Source organism: Modestobacter sp. SYSU DS0875 (genome assembly GCF_054050915.1).
This window is the reverse complement of record NZ_JBJHAH010000037.1, coordinates 1-15,217: the sequence shown is the minus strand read 5'-3', so window position 1 is coordinate 15,217 and position 15,217 is coordinate 1. Positions and strand designations below refer to the sequence as shown.

The 15,217-nt window shown below is 74.7% G+C and carries 16 protein-coding genes and 1 tRNA gene; 10 read left to right on the top strand and 7 right to left on the bottom strand.

What is annotated here, in order from left to right; translation table 11 throughout:
• Positions 1-67: 67 nt before the first annotated feature.
• The gene (locus ACI79Y_RS17530; RefSeq protein WP_457073944.1) at positions 68-472 is read right to left on the bottom strand and encodes a secondary thiamine-phosphate synthase enzyme YjbQ; all 405 of its coding nucleotides are present in this window, start codon (positions 470-472) and stop codon (positions 68-70) included.
• Positions 473-514: 42 nt separating this feature from the next.
• Here ACI79Y_RS17530 and rph point away from each other — a divergent pair, with 42 nt between their 5' ends.
• Both rph and rdgB read left to right on the top strand, forming a co-directional pair.
• On the top strand, positions 515-1,237 hold the full coding sequence (gene rph / locus ACI79Y_RS17525) for a ribonuclease PH (protein ID WP_457068374.1): 723 nt from the start codon (positions 515-517) through the stop codon (positions 1,235-1,237).
• Positions 1,234-1,842, top strand: coding sequence for an RdgB/HAM1 family non-canonical purine NTP pyrophosphatase (gene rdgB / locus ACI79Y_RS17520; protein ID WP_457159722.1), 609 nt, complete (start codon positions 1,234-1,236; stop codon positions 1,840-1,842). Before rph ends, rdgB begins: the two co-directional genes overlap by 4 nt.
• Before the next feature lie 7 nt (positions 1,843-1,849).
• Here rdgB and ACI79Y_RS17515 read toward each other — a convergent pair whose 3' ends face one another.
• Both ACI79Y_RS17515 and ACI79Y_RS17510 read right to left on the bottom strand, forming a co-directional pair.
• Positions 1,850-2,476 (bottom strand): hypothetical protein, encoded by a 627-nt coding sequence (locus ACI79Y_RS17515; RefSeq protein WP_457159721.1) that lies wholly within the window; start codon positions 2,474-2,476, stop codon positions 1,850-1,852.
• Positions 2,473-4,428, bottom strand: a complete 1,956-nt coding sequence (locus ACI79Y_RS17510; protein WP_457159720.1) for a glycosyltransferase — start codon at positions 4,426-4,428, stop codon at positions 2,473-2,475. Before ACI79Y_RS17510 ends, ACI79Y_RS17515 begins: the two co-directional genes overlap by 4 nt.
• Positions 4,429-4,622: 194 nt before the next feature.
• On the opposite strand from ACI79Y_RS17510, the gene ACI79Y_RS17505 reads away from it, so the two are divergent.
• Complete coding sequence (locus ACI79Y_RS17505) at positions 4,623-5,240, top strand: TasA family protein (protein ID WP_457159719.1); 618 nt, start codon at positions 4,623-4,625, stop codon at positions 5,238-5,240.
• 95 nt (positions 5,241-5,335) lie between these two features.
• Complete coding sequence (locus ACI79Y_RS17500) at positions 5,336-6,244, top strand: DUF6910 family protein (protein WP_457159718.1); 909 nt, start codon at positions 5,336-5,338, stop codon at positions 6,242-6,244.
• A 59-nt stretch (positions 6,245-6,303) separates the two neighbouring features.
• On the opposite strand, the gene ACI79Y_RS17495 is transcribed toward ACI79Y_RS17500, so the two are convergent.
• The 3 genes from ACI79Y_RS17495 to ACI79Y_RS17485 all read right to left on the bottom strand — a co-directional run bounded on the left by ACI79Y_RS17495 (position 6,304) and on the right by ACI79Y_RS17485 (position 9,156).
• Positions 6,304-7,902, bottom strand: a complete 1,599-nt coding sequence (locus tag ACI79Y_RS17495) for an ABC transporter substrate-binding protein (protein WP_457159717.1) — start codon at positions 7,900-7,902, stop codon at positions 6,304-6,306.
• 204 nt (positions 7,903-8,106) lie between these two features.
• Positions 8,107-8,769, bottom strand: coding sequence for a hypothetical protein (locus ACI79Y_RS17490; RefSeq protein ID WP_457159716.1), 663 nt, complete (start codon positions 8,767-8,769; stop codon positions 8,107-8,109).
• Positions 8,770-9,075: 306 nt separating this feature from the next.
• Positions 9,076-9,156 (bottom strand) — tRNA-Leu (locus ACI79Y_RS17485).
• A gap of 64 nt (positions 9,157-9,220) precedes the next feature.
• Between ACI79Y_RS17485 and ACI79Y_RS17480 the strand changes: the two genes are divergently transcribed.
• The 5 genes from ACI79Y_RS17480 to ACI79Y_RS17460 all read left to right on the top strand — a co-directional run bounded on the left by ACI79Y_RS17480 (position 9,221) and on the right by ACI79Y_RS17460 (position 13,186).
• Positions 9,221-9,454 carry a DUF3618 domain-containing protein gene (locus ACI79Y_RS17480; protein WP_457159715.1) on the top strand — a complete coding sequence of 78 codons (234 nt, stop codon included), beginning with the start codon at positions 9,221-9,223 and terminating at the stop codon, positions 9,452-9,454.
• 126 nt (positions 9,455-9,580) lie between these two features.
• Positions 9,581-9,850 (top strand): DUF427 domain-containing protein, encoded by a 270-nt coding sequence (locus tag ACI79Y_RS17475; protein ID WP_457159714.1) that lies wholly within the window; start codon positions 9,581-9,583, stop codon positions 9,848-9,850.
• 532 nt (positions 9,851-10,382) lie between these two features.
• Entirely contained in the window at positions 10,383-10,676 is a 294-nt protein-coding gene (locus tag ACI79Y_RS17470; RefSeq protein WP_457159713.1) for a metal-sensitive transcriptional regulator, read from the top strand.
• 51 nt (positions 10,677-10,727) lie between these two features.
• Entirely contained in the window at positions 10,728-10,937 is a 210-nt protein-coding gene (locus ACI79Y_RS17465) for a heavy-metal-associated domain-containing protein (RefSeq protein ID WP_457159712.1), read from the top strand.
• Positions 10,934-13,186 carry a heavy metal translocating P-type ATPase gene (locus tag ACI79Y_RS17460; protein ID WP_457159711.1) on the top strand — a complete coding sequence of 751 codons (2,253 nt, stop codon included), beginning with the start codon at positions 10,934-10,936 and terminating at the stop codon, positions 13,184-13,186. Before ACI79Y_RS17465 ends, ACI79Y_RS17460 begins: the two co-directional genes overlap by 4 nt.
• Positions 13,187-13,240: 54 nt before the next feature.
• Here the strand turns inward: ACI79Y_RS17460 and ACI79Y_RS17455 are convergent, their stop codons facing one another.
• Positions 13,241-13,861, bottom strand: coding sequence for a TetR/AcrR family transcriptional regulator (locus ACI79Y_RS17455; protein ID WP_457159710.1), 621 nt, complete (start codon positions 13,859-13,861; stop codon positions 13,241-13,243).
• Between the two features lie 153 nt (positions 13,862-14,014).
• Between ACI79Y_RS17455 and ACI79Y_RS17450 the strand changes: the two genes are divergently transcribed.
• Positions 14,015-15,076: an EAL domain-containing protein gene (locus ACI79Y_RS17450; RefSeq protein WP_457159709.1), complete on the top strand. Its 1,062-nt coding sequence runs from the start codon at positions 14,015-14,017 to the stop codon at positions 15,074-15,076.
• Positions 15,077-15,217: the final 141 nt, after the last annotated feature.

The window sequence follows — 15,217 nt, the reverse complement described above, 5'->3', positions numbered from 1 at the left end:
CGCACCCGGGCGACGGTCCCCAAGCGGGCCACCACCGGGCGGGAGCGGAGCTGCTCGGCAGGGGTGCTCAGCCGGCCAGGAAACTGAACCGCACGTGCCGCGACGGGTTGTCGACGTTCGTGTCGACGAAGCAGATCCGCTGCCAGGTGCCCAGCGCGAGGCGGCCCTCGAGCACCGGCACGGTGGCGTGCGGCGGGACGAACGCGGGCAGCACGTGGTCCCGGCCGTGCCCGGCAGCTCCGTGCTTGTGGCGCCACCGGTCGTCGCGGGGGAGCAGCTCGTCCAGCTGGGCCAGCAGGTCGTCGTCGCTGCCCGCGCCGGTCTCGATGATCGCGATGCCGGCGGTCGCGTGCGGCACGAACACCTGCAGCAGCCCGTCACCCTCGGACCGGACGAACTCCGCGCACTCGTCGGTCAGGTCGACGACGGAGGCCACGCCCCCGGTCCGGACGGCTCGCAGCTCGGAACGCATGCCGCCATGCTGCCGGACGGCGGCCAACTACGCTGCTGACACGTGACCCGCCCCGACGGCCGCAGCGCCGACCAGCTCCGCCCGGTGACCATCACCCGCAACTGGCTCGACCACGCCGAGGGCTCGGTGCTCGTGGAGTTCGGCCGCACCCGCGTGCTCTGCGCAGCCAGCGTCACCGAGGGCGTGCCCCGCTGGCGCCGCGGCTCCGGCCTCGGCTGGGTGACCGCCGAGTACTCGATGCTGCCGCGCGCCACCCACACCCGCAGCGACCGCGAGTCGGTGAAGGGCAGGATCGGTGGCCGGACGCACGAGATCAGCCGGCTGATCGGCCGCTCGCTGCGGGCCAGCATCGACCTGGCCGCGCTGGGGGAGAACAGCATCGCGCTGGACTGCGACGTCCTGCAGGCCGACGGTGGCACCCGCACCGCGGCCATCACCGGCGCCTACGTGGCCCTCGCCGACGCCGTCTCCTGGCTGGGCGAGCGCGGCAAGCTGGCCAGCAGCACCCCGTTGCCGAACTCGGTGGCCGCGGTCAGCGTCGGCGTCATCGACGGCGAGCCCCGCCTGGACCTCGCCTACGAGGAGGACGTGCGGGCCGGCACCGACATGAACGTCGTGTGCACCGGCGACGGCGGCTTCGTCGAGGTGCAGGGCACCGCCGAGGGGGCCGTCTTCGACCGGCCGACGCTGGACGCGCTGCTCGACCTCGCCGTCGCCGGCTGCGCCGAGCTGACCCTGGCGCAGCAGGTGGCGTTGTCGGCATGACGCAGCTGCTGCTCGCCACCCGCAACGCCGGCAAGCTCGCCGAGCTGCAGCGGCTGCTGGCCACCGCCGTCCCCGGGGTGGAGGTGCTCGGCCTGCGCGACGTCGCCGAGTACCCCGAGGCGCCCGAGACCGGAGCCACCTTCGAGGAGAACGCGCTGCTCAAGGCGCGCGAGGCGGTGCGGTACACCGGCCTGCCCGCGGTGGCCGATGACTCCGGCCTGGCCGTCGACGCGCTCAACGGGATGCCCGGCATCCTGTCCGCCCGCTGGTCGGGGCGGCACGGCGACGACGACGCCAACACCGCGCTGCTGCTCGGCCAGCTCGCCGACGTGCCCGACGAGCGGCGCGGTGCGGCGTTCGTCTGCGCCGCCGCGCTGGTCACCCCCGAGGGCGCCGAGCACGTGCTGCGCGCCGAGTGGCGGGGCGCCGTGATCCGCGAGGAGCGCGGCACGAACGGGTTCGGCTACGACCCGGTCTTCGTCCCGGAGGGGCTGGAGCTGACCTCCGCGGAGCTGACGCCGGCGGAGAAGGACGCCCGCAGCCACCGCGGGCAGGCGTTCGCCGCGCTGGTGCCGGTGCTCGCCGAGGTGCTCGGCCACCGGTGACCGCAGGTCAGCGGGCGCTGCTCCAGCCGATGAACCACAGCGAGAAGGCCGCCAGCGACGGGTGGAAGGCGAGCACCAGGAACGCGGCGAGCACCCGGTCGGCCCGCCAGTAGGTCCGCAGGCGGATGCCGCGGGTCCACAACCGGCTGCGGTCGCCGGACATGGCCCGCTGGGCGAGGGCCGCCTCCTCCTCGGCGGTCAGCGACCGCGAGCGGGTGGCCTGCCAGGCCTCCACCCGGACCCAGCCGGGTGCGAAGCCGCACGCCAGCGCCAGCGCGGCGGCGCCGCCGAGCAGCGGCAGCAGGCTGGCCTGGTCGAGCACCACCAGGCCGGCCGCGGCCGCTCCCGCGGCGAAGCCGGCGACGGTCACCGCCGCGAGGACGAACACCAGGCCGAAGGCGGCCATGAGGATGACGTAGCCGGGGAGCAGGAGCTCGTCCCAGCTGCGGTCGGTCGCCAGCAGGGCGGCGCTCTGCACCGCGAGCACGACGGCGCAGGTGACCAGCACCCGGCGCATGGGCAGGCGGGGGAGGTCGGCGGTGGTGACCAGCCGAGCCCGGGCCTCGGCGAAGCTCGCCGCCTCGGCCGGCGGCGCGTCGGCCCGGGTGCGGCCCAGCGGATCGGCGACGGTCATGCCGGCACCTCCGGCCGGGGACCGTCGGGGGCCGGCGCGTCGTCGGCCTGCACGTGGCTGGACAGCCCGTGGTTGGTCTTCTCCCAGTAGAACGGGTTGACCAGCAGCTGCCAGAGCGCCTTGTACGAGGCGACCGAGTGCAGCAGCCAGTACAGCGGGGACAGCAGCGCGAACGGCACCAGGCCGTAGGTGCGCCGCTTGAACCCGGCCAGCAGCGACAGGTAGATGATCACGCCGTTGCCCAGCAGCAGGTTCGCGAAGCTGACCTGCACCAGCCAGTCGGGCAGCGTGGGCACCAGGGCGCCGGGCCGGACCAGCTCGACGACCATGAGCAGGTACAGCCAGGGCGTGGCCAGGAACATCAGCGGGGTGCCCGCGATGAGCAGCGCGAACCCGGCCGTCTGGCGGGGGCCGACGCTGCGCAGCAGCCGCCACGGGTGCCGGGTGTGCACCAGCACGGTCTGCATGTAGCCCTTGATCCAGCGGCTGCGCTGCCGGACCCAGTTGCCGACGGCCATGTTGGCCTCCTCGTACGTCGTCGAGTTGACGACGGCGACGCGGTGGCCGCGGGCGGAGGCGCGGATGCCGAGGTCGGCGTCCTCGGTGACGTTGTAGGGGTCCCAGCCGCCGAGCTCGCGCAGCAGGTCGGTGCGGAAGTGGTTGCTGGTGCCGCCCAGCGGGATCGGCAGCCGGAGCTTGTCCAGGCCGGCCAGCGTGTAGTCGAACCAGGAGGAGTACTCCAGGGTGAACATCCGGGTGAGCAGGTTCTCCCGGGCGTTGAAGTAGTTCAGCGCCGCCTGCACGCAGACCAGGTCGTCCCCGCCCTTGCGGAAGGCGACGATCGACTTCTTCAGCTGGTCGGGGTCGGGCCGGTCCTCGGCGTCGTAGATGACCACGTACTCGCCGCGGGCGAAGGTCAGCCCGACGTTGCACGCCCGCGGTTTCGTCTTGGGCAGCGAGTGCGGCACGACGACGATCCGGACGAGGTCCGGCGGGGCGGCGGCGAGCGCGGCGGTGAGCGTCTCCGGGTCGTCCTCCTCCAACAGGAGCAGGATCTCCAGCTTCTCCCGCGGGTAGTCCAGGTCGGCGAGGTTGCGCATCAGCAGGCCGACGATGCCGGCCTCCTTGTAGACCGGGACGAGGATCGTGTAGACGGGCAGGTCGTGCTCGTCGAGCGCGGCCACCTCCTCGTCGGTGACCTGCTCGACCGTCTCCCAGGCGGTGCCGACGGTGCTGATCACGGCCTTGGCCCCGACGGCGAGGGCGACGGCGACGTTCACCGTCGCGACCAGGACGACCAGGGTGGTGGGCAGGTCGAGCACGGCGCCGGCGACGAGGGCGGCGACCGCCAGGACGGCGCCGACCACCTGCTTGCGCACGAACACCGTGGACGCCGACTCGTCGGGGCGCCGCTCGGCCAGCGACGTGACCGCGTCGTGCACCAGCTCCTCGCGCCAGACCGTGCGCAGGGCCCGCTGGACGTCCCAGTCGGTGGTGACCACCTGGCGCACGCGATGGATGCCGGTGCGCTGCACGACCTGCTCGGCGATGTGCGCCGACGGGCGGCCGGCGGTGGCCACGACCACCTGCAGCTCGCCCTCGTCGTCCCGCTCGACGCACAGCGGCAGCCAGACCTCGCGGGCCAGCATCGCCGCGGGGAACAGCCGGGCCAGCTCCTCGTCGACGTCGACCGGGTCGACGAAGGCCAGGTCCGCGTCCCACACCTCGGCCAGGGCGACGTACAGCTGGCGGCGGGTGACCCAGCCGCGGGCCAGCACGATCGCGCCCAGCGGGGCGCCGACGCGCTGCTGGTGCTCGAGGGCCTCGGTCAGCTGCTCCTCGGTCAGCGCCCCCTGTTCCAGCAGGACGTCGCCCAGCCGTTCGGGCGCGGCGTGCCGGCCACGGCGGCGTCGGGGCGCGGGCACCGCGTCGCCCGGTGCGGAGACTGTCACCTGGGGGTCGTCGGCCTCCGGTGCCCCGGACTGTCGCCGTCCGGGCGGGGCCTCACCCGGCCGGGGGACGTCGCGGGCCCGGTGGCGGTCTTGCGGCTTTCTTGCGGTTGCCTGCGGACGGGCGTGCGGTTGGCCGCCCAGAGTCGGCGCTGTCGGCGGGAGAGCCCCCGACTCGCACCGACCCGAGGAGCACCGTGAACGCGACCCGCACCACCGCCAGCAACGCCCGCCGGACGACCGCCGCCAAGGTCCTCGGCTCCGTCGGGGTCGTCGGCACCGCCGCGCTCGTGGCGGGCCTGGGCACCTTCGGTGGGTTCACCGACAGCACCGACCCCGCCGAGGTCGCCGTCGAGTCCGGCGTCGTCTCGATCAACCTGACCGCCGGCGACGGCTCGGCGACCGTGCCGTTCAGCTTCGACGGCGTGGCGCCCGGCTCGTCGGTCACCCGCCCGGTGAACCTGGTCAACGACGGGGACTCGGCGCTCGCCTCGGTGGGCCTGTCGACCGTCGCGACCGCCTCCAGCCTGCTGGACAGCGACGCCACGAACGGGCTGCAGATGTCCGTGCGCTCCTGCTCGGTGGCCTGGGCCAGCGACCTCTCCTGCGAGGGCACCGTGCGCACGCTGCTGGCCGCGGGCCCCGTCGTCCGCACCGCCGACCTGGCCGCCCCGGCCAGCCTGACCGCCGGCGCCACCGACCACCTGGCCGTCACCCTCGCGCTGCCGTCGACCGCCGGCGACGCCTTCAAGGCCCAGACCAGCGAGCTCGCGCTCACCTTCACCGCCACCCAGCGCGGCGGCACCACCCGCTGACCTCCCCTCGGCCGCCCGGCCCCTGACCCGGCCGGGCGGCCGACGGATGCGTGCCCGGGCACCCGCCCGGGCACCTGGGGAGGATGCGGATCACGGTGGACGACGTCCGGGAACTGCACTTCGACGACGGGGCGCCGGTGACCGCTGCCTCGGCGATCGCGCCGCTGGGGGAGGGCTGGCTGGTGGCGCCGGACGACGCCACGGTCGCCGCCTGGCTCGTGGCGCAGCGGGTCTCCCCGGTCCGGCTGCTGCCGGCGGTCGACGGGCTGGACCACTTCAGCGAGGCGGCGGGGACCAAGCACCTCAAGCCCGACCTCGAGGTCGCCTGCCCCGCGGAGGTCGACGGCGAGCCGGCCGTGCTGCTCCTCGGGTCCGGCTCCACCCCGCGCCGGATGCGCGGCGTCCTGGTGCGCCTGGTCGACGGGCAGCCGGTCGTGGCGGCCGCGGAGCTGCCCGAGCTGTACACGCGGGTGGCCGAGCGGCTGGAGCTCCCCGACGGGCAGCTCAACCTGGAGGGCGCGAGCCGGCACGGCGACACGGTGCGCTGGTTCAACCGGGGCAACCTGATCGCCGGGGTGTTCCCCGCCAGCGTCGACGTGCCGCTGGCCGCGCTGGTCGACGCCGTCCTCGGGCGGGCCCCCGCGGCGAGCGTGCCGGTCGCGCACCCCCGCTCCTACGACCTGGGCCAGGCGCGCGGCGTGGGCCTCGCCGTCACCGACGCCGTCGCGCTGCCCGACGGCCGGACGCTGCTCAGCGCCGCGGCGGAGGACACCCCGAACGCCGTCGACGACGGCCCGGTGGTGGGCGCGGCGCTCGCGCTCGTCGCCGACCACGCCGTCCAGGACGTCGCCGCGGTGCCCGAGGTCGACGGCGAGGTGGTCAAGGTGGAGGGGCTCGCGCTGCGCGGGGTCACCGACGCCGCGGTGGACCTGCTGGGCGTCGTGGACGTCGACGACCCCACGGTGCCCTCGCTGCTGCTCACGATGCGCGTGCACCTGGACTGAGCAGCACCCTCCGGCCCGGCCCGGCCCGTCGGACCGGGCCGGGCCGGGCCGGGTGGCGATCAGCCGAGCGTCGTCCAGACCCGGTCCCAGATCGGGTTGGTGTTGACGGCGAGCGCGGGGATCTCGGTGGTGAGCCCGGGCCCCTGCACGCCCTGGACGGCGACGTTCGCCGGCGCGAACGCCAGCCCGAAGGGCGCGTAGTGGTTCTCCGCGAGCAGCTCGGCCGCCTGCCGGTACAGGTCGCCCCGCTCGTCCTCGTCGGTCGCGCTGCTCGCCTGGGCCAGCAGCTCGTCCAGCTGCGGGTCCGTGACCCCGCTGAACGCCGACTCGGAGTCGAAGCGGAGGCTGACGCCCACGCCGGCCGCCGGGTCCCAGGCCCCGGCCGTCTGCAGCATCGCGGTCCAGTTGCCGGAGGTGAACCGGTCGATCACCCCGGACAGCGGCAGGCTCTCGGTGTCCACCGTGATGCCGACCTCCTGCCACTGGGTCTGCAGCGCGGTCATGACCTGCTCGGCCACGTAGACGCCGGTGGTGCCCAGGGTGATGTCGATGCCGCCCACCTCCTGCACCAGCTGCTCGGCCAGCTCCGGGTCGTAGCCCTGGTAGCCGTCGACCTCCGGCTCGTGGAACTTGCCGCCCGGCGCGGTGAAGGACTGGCTGACCTCGTACTTGCCCCCGAAGAGCCCCGTGGCGATGGCGTCCCAGTCAGTGGCGGCGTAGATGGCCTGCCGGGCCCGCTCGTCGTCGAACGGGGCCGTGCGGGTGTTCAGCTGGACGACGTAGGGGGAGGTGGCCGGCTGGACCGTCACCTGCAGCTGGCCGTTCTGCTGCGCCTGGTCCAGCAGCGGGGTGGTGCTCAGCCCGATGTAGGCCTGCGCCTGGCCGGCCTGCAGCGCCTGGTAGGCGGGCTGGTCACCGCCGATGGTCTGGAAGGTGAGCTCGTCCAGGTGGGGCAGGCCCTGCTTGAAGTAGTTCGGGTTCTTCGCCAGCTCGAGCGTGGAGTTGAGCTGGTTGGAGACGACGGTGAACGGCCCGGCGCCGACCGGGTTGATGGCGAAGTCCTCCTCGCCCTGCTCCTGCACCGCGGTCGGCGAGGCGATCCAGTTCACGTTGCTGACCGGGAAGTTGGCCTCGACCGCGCCGAACGGCTCGTTGAACTTCACCACCACGGTCAGCGGATCGGTGGCGGTGATGTCGTCGGGGTTGCCGGCCAGCGGCCAGGTGGGCTTGCAGGCGCACGTGGACTGCAGGTCGCGCTGCCAGTTCCAGACCACGGCCTCGGCGTCCAGCGGGGTGCCGTCGCTGAACTCGATGCCCTCGCGCAGCTTGACGGTCATGGTCATGCCGTCGTCGGAGAGCTCCAGGCTCTCGGCCTGGTTGGGCTCGACGCGCGCGTTGGAGCCGTCGTCGTCGGCCTCCAGCAGGAAGAGGCCCCCGAAGACGGCCTGGTTCATGTCGAGGTTGGCGCCGCCGGTCACGTTGGTGGCCGGGTCCAGGCCGGTGGGCCAGGACCCGGAGAAGCCGGCGTCCTGCAGCACGGTCAGCGCGCCTCCGCTCTGCGGTTCGTCGGCACCGGCGTCGGTGGCGCCGGAGGCGGAGTTCCCGCCCCCGCACCCGGAGAGGGCCAGCGCGGTCGCCAGCGCGATGGCCGAGGTCATCCGTCGTCTCATGGAGGTGCTCCCGTCTGTGTGGTCGTCGCTGACCACGTGGCCGGTGAGTGGCGTCGCGGGCGGCGACCACCACGCGCAGTGACCCAGGTCACCGTCGCAGCGCACAGCGTCGGGAGCCGGCGGGTTGCCCGGGCACATCGTTTTCCCCCTGCGGAAGGGACATCTGCACCGGGACCGGGTGCGCCCGGCCGTTCAGCCGGTCGGCTGGTCGTCGCCGGGGTGGCGCCGCTCCAGGAAGTAGGCGCCCAGCGCACCGGCGAGGGTGGCGAACACGGCGACGGAGTACACCGCCAACGCCACCTCGAGGAAGCGGGCGAACCCGTGCTCGGTGTTCAGCACCTGACCGGTCACGGTGGCCAGTGCGGCGTCGTGCAACGCGGGGCCGTAGCTGGCGTACGCGCCCAGCACGTACAGCAGCTGGCTGCTGGCCAGCACGACGACGCCAGTGACCGCGGTCAGCCAGCCGATCCGGCCGGTGAGCAGCCGACCGGCCGAGCGGGAGCCGCGGACGGCCGCGGACAGCACCCCGCCGACCCGGGCCGTCCGCAGCAGGGTGAGGGCCCGGGCGAAGCGCAGGAAGGGCAGCGCGAGGAAGAGCAGCTGCCACCAGTTGCGCAGCCAGAACCGCCGCTGGCTCTCCGCCCGGAACGCGCGGAAGGCGAACTCGGCGACGAACACCGCCCAGCACACCCAGCCCGCGACGGTCAGCGTCGTCACCAGCCAGGGTTCGCGGGCCAGCGACTGGCCCAGCACGATCAGCACGAACACCAGGCCGAGCACGCCCATCGGGCGGTCCAGACGCTTCGCCAGACCCTCGGTCTCGACTGGGTCGTCGGCGGTCCGGTCTGCGCGCATGGCCCGGGCCCTACCCAGCCCTCTCCTCGCGGTCCCCTCGTCCGCGGATCAGGTGGGGCGCGCGTGGCGGAGACGTGTCCACAGGTCGTCCTCGACGAACTCGATGTCCAGCACCGCCCAGTCCTGCGCGAGGTCGAACGGGCCGTCCCCTTCGATCGAGGTTACGACGTGCCGTATGGCGTGGCGCCGGCCCGGAGATCGGCGTAGTCCACCCGGGTGGTCACGTCCGGCTCCATCGCCTGCGTCTGGTCGGTTGCCTTCGCCCGCGGGGGCTGCTCACGGGGCGAAGTGCGGCCCGCAGCTGCGTGCGGGAGGGGGGAGTCGAACCCCCACGCCCGAAGGCACCAGGACCTAAACCTGGCGTGGCTGCCGTTACACCACTCCCGCGTACGGGTGAGTCTAGGAGGCGCCTGGCCAGGCCCCCGGCGCACGCATCTGGCAGGCTGTCGGCGTGCCGCGCAGCCCCGAGCAGATCCAGCAGGAGATCGACGCCGCCCGCGAGTCGCTGGGCGCCACCCTCGACGAACTGGCCTTCCGCACCGACCCGAAGCGCCTGAGCGACCAGGCGAAGGCGAAGGTGCGGGAGTTCCTGGCCAGCCCGCCCGGCAAGGCGCTGATCGCCGCCGTCGGCCTGCTCGCGGCGTTCGTGATCACCCGACGCATCGTCCACGCCGTCCGCGACTGACCTCCCGCGCGCGGGTCGGGGCCGTGCACCCCACCCCCGACCCGGCCGGGAGTCCGGCGGCGGGAGGACCTTCTCCTCCGCACGCCTCGCGAGCTCGGCGCGGGCTCCGGGAGGGGTCGGAGCCGGGTGATCGCCCGCACTGACCGGGCCGTCCGGGTCTGCGAGACCAGCCATCCGCCGGTCCACTGCGTACCCCGCGACGACGTCGCGGCCGCGCTCGAGCGCGCGACCGGCTCCTCGTGGTGCGAGTTCAGCGGCACGGCGATCTGCTGGGACGTCGTGGTCGACGGCGTGCGGCACTCCTCGGTCGGCTGGTCCTCCGAGTCGCCCACCGCCGGTCCCGGCGCCCCCGACTCCCCGGGCGCTCGGGACCTTCGCCGTGGCCGACGGGCGTGAGCTGCCCGGGGCGCCGTCGAGGTGAGCGCACTGCCCGTGGCCGACGGGCTGCCCCCGCTGCCCGGCTTGGCGGCCGACTGTGCCCTGGGCCCGGCGGGCACGCGGCACGTCGCGGTCGGCGTGTCCTTCGTCAACGGCTCCGGTTCGGTCGCCACGCTGGCCGCAGGCGTCAGCGGGGAGCAGGCGGGGGAGGTGGGCCTGTTCCCCGAGTCCAGTCAGGACGTGCAGTCCTGCGCGGACGGCGACGTGCGGCCGGCCACCGACCACGTAGCCCTGGCCGCCGGCGTGGGGCAGCAGCTCACCACTACCGCCTACCTCGTCAGCGCCGGGCCGGGCGACCCGTTCCCCGATCTCACGCTCGAGCTGGGCGACCTGGTGAACACCGCGTACTCCTACCCGGAGCTGGTGACCGTGGGGACGTGGACACCGAGTGGGGGACAGGGCAGCTGCCCGGACGACGACGAGCGGGTGTGCCTGCCGCTCGGCTGGCCGACGGTTGTCACCCCTACCCCCGGGGGGTATCTTGGTCGGCGTGACGGGCTACGACGGCAACAAGGACCAGCTGCTCGCGCGCCTCAAGCGCGTGGAGGGCCAGGTCCGCGGCATCGCTCGGATGGTCGAGGACGACACGTACTGCATCGACGTCCTCACCCAGGTCTCCGCCGCGACCAAGGCGCTGCAGGCGGTCGCGATCGGCCTGCTCGACGACCACCTGGCGCACTGCGTGCGGGAGGCCGTCGCCAACAGCGGCGCCGACGACGGCGCGGCCGCCGACGCCAAGATCGCCGAGGCCTCCGCGGCCATCGCCCGGCTCGTCCGTTCCTGAACCGCACCCAGCCCCTCCCGAGCGCCCCTCCCGATCTCCAAGGAGAACCCCGTGCAGACCCTCGACTTCACCGTGACCGGCATGACCTGCCAGCACTGCGTCGCCTCCGTCACCGAGGAGGTCTCCGAGCTCGCCGGCGTCCGCGAGGTCGACGTCGACCTGGCCAGCGGCCGGCTGCACGTCGTCGGCGACGACGTCACCGCCGAGCAGGTCCAGGCGGCCGTGGCCGAGGCGGGGAGCTACTCCGCCACGCCGGCGTGACCGCCGGGCCGCAGGCGGCCCCGTCCGACGAGAGCGCGCTGGACGAGGTCCGCCTCGACATCACCGGCATGACCTGCGCGAGCTGCGCGAACCGCATCGAGCGCAAGCTCAACAAGCTCGACGGTGTGCAGGCCAGCGTCAACTACGCCACCGAGGCCGCCACAGTCCGGTACGACCCCGCCCGGGTCGACACCGACCGGCTGCTGGACACCGTCTCGGCGGCCGGCTACTCGGCCGCGCTGCCGCCACCGCCGGTGGCCGAGGAGGCCGCCCCGGTGGCCGACGCCGCGCCCGCCCGCGACGACGCGCTGCGCCAGCGGCTGCTGGTCAGCGCCGCCCTCGCCCTGCCGGTGCTGCTGCTGTCGATGGTCCCGGCGCTGCAGTTCGACAACTGGCAGTGGCTGGCCCTCACCCTGGCCAGCCCGGTCGCGGTGTGGGGCGCCTGGCCGTTCCACCGCGCCGCGGTGGTCAACGCCCGGCACGGCGCCAGCACCATGGACACCCTGGTCTCCCTCGGGATCAGTGCCGCGTACCTTTGGTCGCTGTGGGCGCTGTTCCTCGGCGACGCCGGCATGCCCGGCATGCGCATGGAGTTCACCCTGCTGCCCGAGCAGGGGAGCGGCACGCACGAGCTGTACCTCGAGGTCGCGGCTGCGGTCACCGTCTTCCTGCTGGCCGGCCGGTACGCCGAGGCCCGCGCGAAGCGGCGCTCCGGTGCCGCGCTGCACGCGCTGCTGGAGCTCGGTGCCAGGGACGCCGCGGTGCTCCGCGACGGGCGCGAGGTCCGGGTGCCGGCCGCCCAGCTCGCGGTGGGCGACCGGTTCGTCGTCCGTCCGGGGGAGAAGATCGCCACCGACGGCGTGGTCGTCGGCGGCAGCTCCGCGGTCGACCTGTCGATGCTGACCGGGGAGAGCGTGCCGGTGGAGGTCGCCGAGGGCGACCGGGTCACCGGCGCGACGGTCAACGTCGGTGGCCGGCTGGTCGTCGAGGCCACCCGGGTGGGCGCCGAGACGACGCTGGCGCAGCTGGGCCGGCTGGTCACCCAGGCGCAGAGCGGCAAGGCCGCGGTGCAGCGGCTGGCCGACCGGGTCTCGGCCGTGTTCGTCCCCGTCGTGCTCGTCATCGCGCTGGCCACCCTGGCCACCTGGCTGCTGGTCACCGGCGACGCCACGGCCGCCTTCACCGCCGCCGTCGCCGTGCTCGTGATCGCCTGCCCGTGCGCCCTCGGCCTGGCCACCCCCACCGCCCTGCTGGTGGGCACCGGCCGGGGCGCCCAGCTCGGGGTGCTGATCAAGGGCCCGGAGGTGCTGGAGAGCACCCGGGTCGTGGACACCGTCGTGCTCGACAAGACCGGCACGGTGACCACCGCCGCGATGAGCGTCGTGCAGGTGGCCGGTCACCCGGACACGCTCAGGCTCGCCGCCGCGGTCGAGGCCGGCTCCGAGCACCCGATCGCCCGCGCCGTCGTCGCCGCCGCCGAGGGGTCGCTCCCGCCGGTCACCGACTTCGCGAACCGGCCGGGGCAGGGGGTCACCGGCACCGTGGCGGGCCACGAGGTGGTCGTCGGCGCCACCGGCACCCCGCTGCCGGCCGAGCTGGCGGACGTCGTCGACGCCGCGGCGGCTGCCGGCCGCACCGCCGTCCCGGTGGCCTGGGACGGGCAGGTGCAGGGCGTCGTCGTGATCGCCGACACCGTGAAGCCGAGCAGCGCCGCGGCGATCGCCGAGCTGCGCGCGCTGGGGCTCTCCCCGGTGATGGTCACCGGCGACAACGCGGGTGCGGCCGCGGCCGTCGCCCGCGCGGTGGGGCTGGACCCCGAGCGCGGGGAGGTCGTCTCCGGGGTGCTGCCGGCCGGCAAGGTCGACGTCGTCCGGGACCTGCAGGCCCGCGGCCGGGTGGTCGCCATGGTCGGCGACGGCGTCAACGACGCCCCGGCGCTGGCCCAGGCCGACCTCGGCCTGGCGATGGGGTCGGGCACCGACGTGGCGATCGAGGCCAGCGACCTCACCCTGGTGCGCGCCGACCTCACCGCCGCGGTCGACGCCATCCGGCTCTCCCGCCGCACCCTCGCGGTGATCAAGGGGAACCTGTTCTGGGCGTTCGCCTACAACGTGGCCCTGGTGCCGCTGGCCGCGCTCGGGTTCCTGAACCCGCTGCTGGCCGGGCTGGCGATGGCGGCGTCGTCGGTGCTGGTGGTCACCAACAGCCTGCGGCTGCGCCGGTTCCGCTCGACCGCGCCGGCGAGCTGAGGCGCACGCAGCGAGGGCCCGGCCGGGGACGCCGGCCGGGCCCTCGTCGGGCCGTCAGACCCGCGCGCGGCAGTTGACGAGCGGGATGACGACCTGGGCCAGCACCTCGTCGGCGAACTCGGTGGAGACGGGCTCCCCGCTGAACAGCCAGCGCTGCAGGATCGGGGCGCTGGCGGTGGAGGACAGTGCCGAACCGAGCACGTCGGCGGGGACCTCGCCGCGGGCCTCGGCGCGGGACCACACCGAGGTGAACGTCTGCCGCCACAGGTTCATCGGCCCGCTGCGGAAGGCCTCCCGCAGGCCCGGCTCGTGGGGCAGGGCGGACAGCAGCGACAGCGTCGCGGCGCCGATCGGGCCGTTCACCGCATCGACGAGCCAGTGCAGCAGCACCCGCAGGTCGCCCTCGAGGCTGCCGGTGTCCGGGGCGTCGACCGGCACCTGGCTCAGCTCGGCGACGGCGTCGGCGACCAGGTCGGACTTGGTCCGCCACCGGCGGTAGATCGTCGCCTTGCCGACGCCGGCGGCCGACGCCACCGCGTCCATGGTCAGCCCGGCGTAGCCGGACTCGGCCAGCACCTGCAGGATGGCCGCGCGGATCGCCCCGTCGCGGGAGGGGTCCCGGGGGCGGCCGCCGCGGCCGGGCCGGTCGCCGTCGGCCGGTGTCAGGTCAGGCACACGCCACACCCTAGCCCTGATGATCTTCGTCAAGATCGTCCATGCTCTGTGACCTGGACCGCAGTGTTCGGTCGCGCACCTCGTGTCTGCGCGCGCCTACTCGGTGTCACGCCCCGGGTCGGTCATCCTGCTGCCGTGAACGGGGGAGGTGACGTGGTGCGACCGTCGTGGGCAACGCCGCAGCGGGCCCGCCGTCTGCTGCTGGCCAGCACGCTGGACCACGTGCTGCCCAGCGTGGCCCGGGTGGCCAACGCCATGGGGCTCACCGTGGGGACCGCGCCCGGGCTGCTCGACGTCGTCGACCACCAGGGCGGACGGCGGATCGACCGGCTGCTGGAGCGGCTCGCCCGCGAGCTGACCGCCGCCGAGACCGAGTCGGTCCGGGTCACCACCGACCCGCCGGCCGACGGGGTGTCGCTGGCCACCCGGCTGCTCACCGCGCCGACGCTCGCCGTCGAGCTGGCCCGCCGCGGCATCACCGTGGAGATGTCCCTGCTCACCGACGCCGAGCTGTGGCCGGTCTACCAGCCGATCATGTCGCTGACCTCCGGCGGCATGGTCGGGCACGAGGCGCTGCTGCGCGGCCGGGTCGACGGCCGCGAGGTCGGCGGCGGCGACCTCTTCTTCCTCGCCGAACGGGCCGGCTGGCTGTCCCGGCTGGACCGCCTGGCCCGGGAGGCCGCGATCGCCGGCGCCGCGCACTGGCTGGGCGGCGCCGACCTCTACGTGAACTCGAACCCGGCCGCGATCCACCGGCCCTCGGTCTGCCTGGCCGGTACCGAGCGGGCGGTGCACGAGGCCGGCATCGACCCCCGGCAGATGGTCTTCGAGGTGGTCGCCCCGCACGCGGTCACCGACCGGGAGCACCTGCTCTCCGTGCTCGACCACCACCGCTCGCTGGGCTGGCGGGTCGCCCTCGACGACGTCGGGGTGGGCTGGTCGAGCCTGGAGCTGGTCTCCGTGGTCCGCCCGGACGTGGTCAAGCTGAGCAAGGCGCTGGTCTGCCGGCTGGGAGAGCCCGGGCCGAACGCCATCGCCCGCGCGCTGTGCGAGCTCGCCCACCTGCAGGGTGGCGTCGTCGTCGCCGAGGGCGTCGAGCACGAGCGGATGGCCGACCAGGCCCGCGCCGTCGGCGCCGACCTCGGTCAGGGGTGGCTCTTCGGACGCCCGGTGCGCCCGGAGCCGGAGAGCGAACCCGAACTCGTCCTCGCCTGACGGCCCCGGGCTGCTGCCCCGGGATCAGGTGACCTGATCGTGGGGGGGGGGGGGGGGGGGGGGGGGGGGGGGGGGGGGGGGGGGGGGGGGGGGGGGGGGGGGGGGGGGGGGGGGGGGGGGGGGGGGGGGGGGGGGGGGGGG

What these genes read in the sequence shown, in the direction of transcription:
- ACI79Y_RS17530 (WP_457073944.1), bottom strand. Translation starts at nt 472, where the DNA reads ATGCGTTCCGAGCTGCGAGCCGTCCGGACCGGGGGCGTGGCCTCCGTC.
- rdgB (WP_457159722.1), top strand. Translation starts at nt 1,234, where the DNA reads ATGACGCAGCTGCTGCTCGCCACCCGCAACGCCGGCAAGCTCGCCGAG.
- ACI79Y_RS17515 (WP_457159721.1), bottom strand. Translation starts at nt 2,476, where the DNA reads ATGACCGTCGCCGATCCGCTGGGCCGCACCCGGGCCGACGCGCCGCCG.
- ACI79Y_RS17495 (WP_457159717.1), bottom strand. Translation starts at nt 7,902, where the DNA reads ATGACCTCGGCCATCGCGCTGGCGACCGCGCTGGCCCTCTCCGGGTGC.
- ACI79Y_RS17490 (WP_457159716.1), bottom strand. Translation starts at nt 8,769, where the DNA reads ATGCGCGCAGACCGGACCGCCGACGACCCAGTCGAGACCGAGGGTCTG.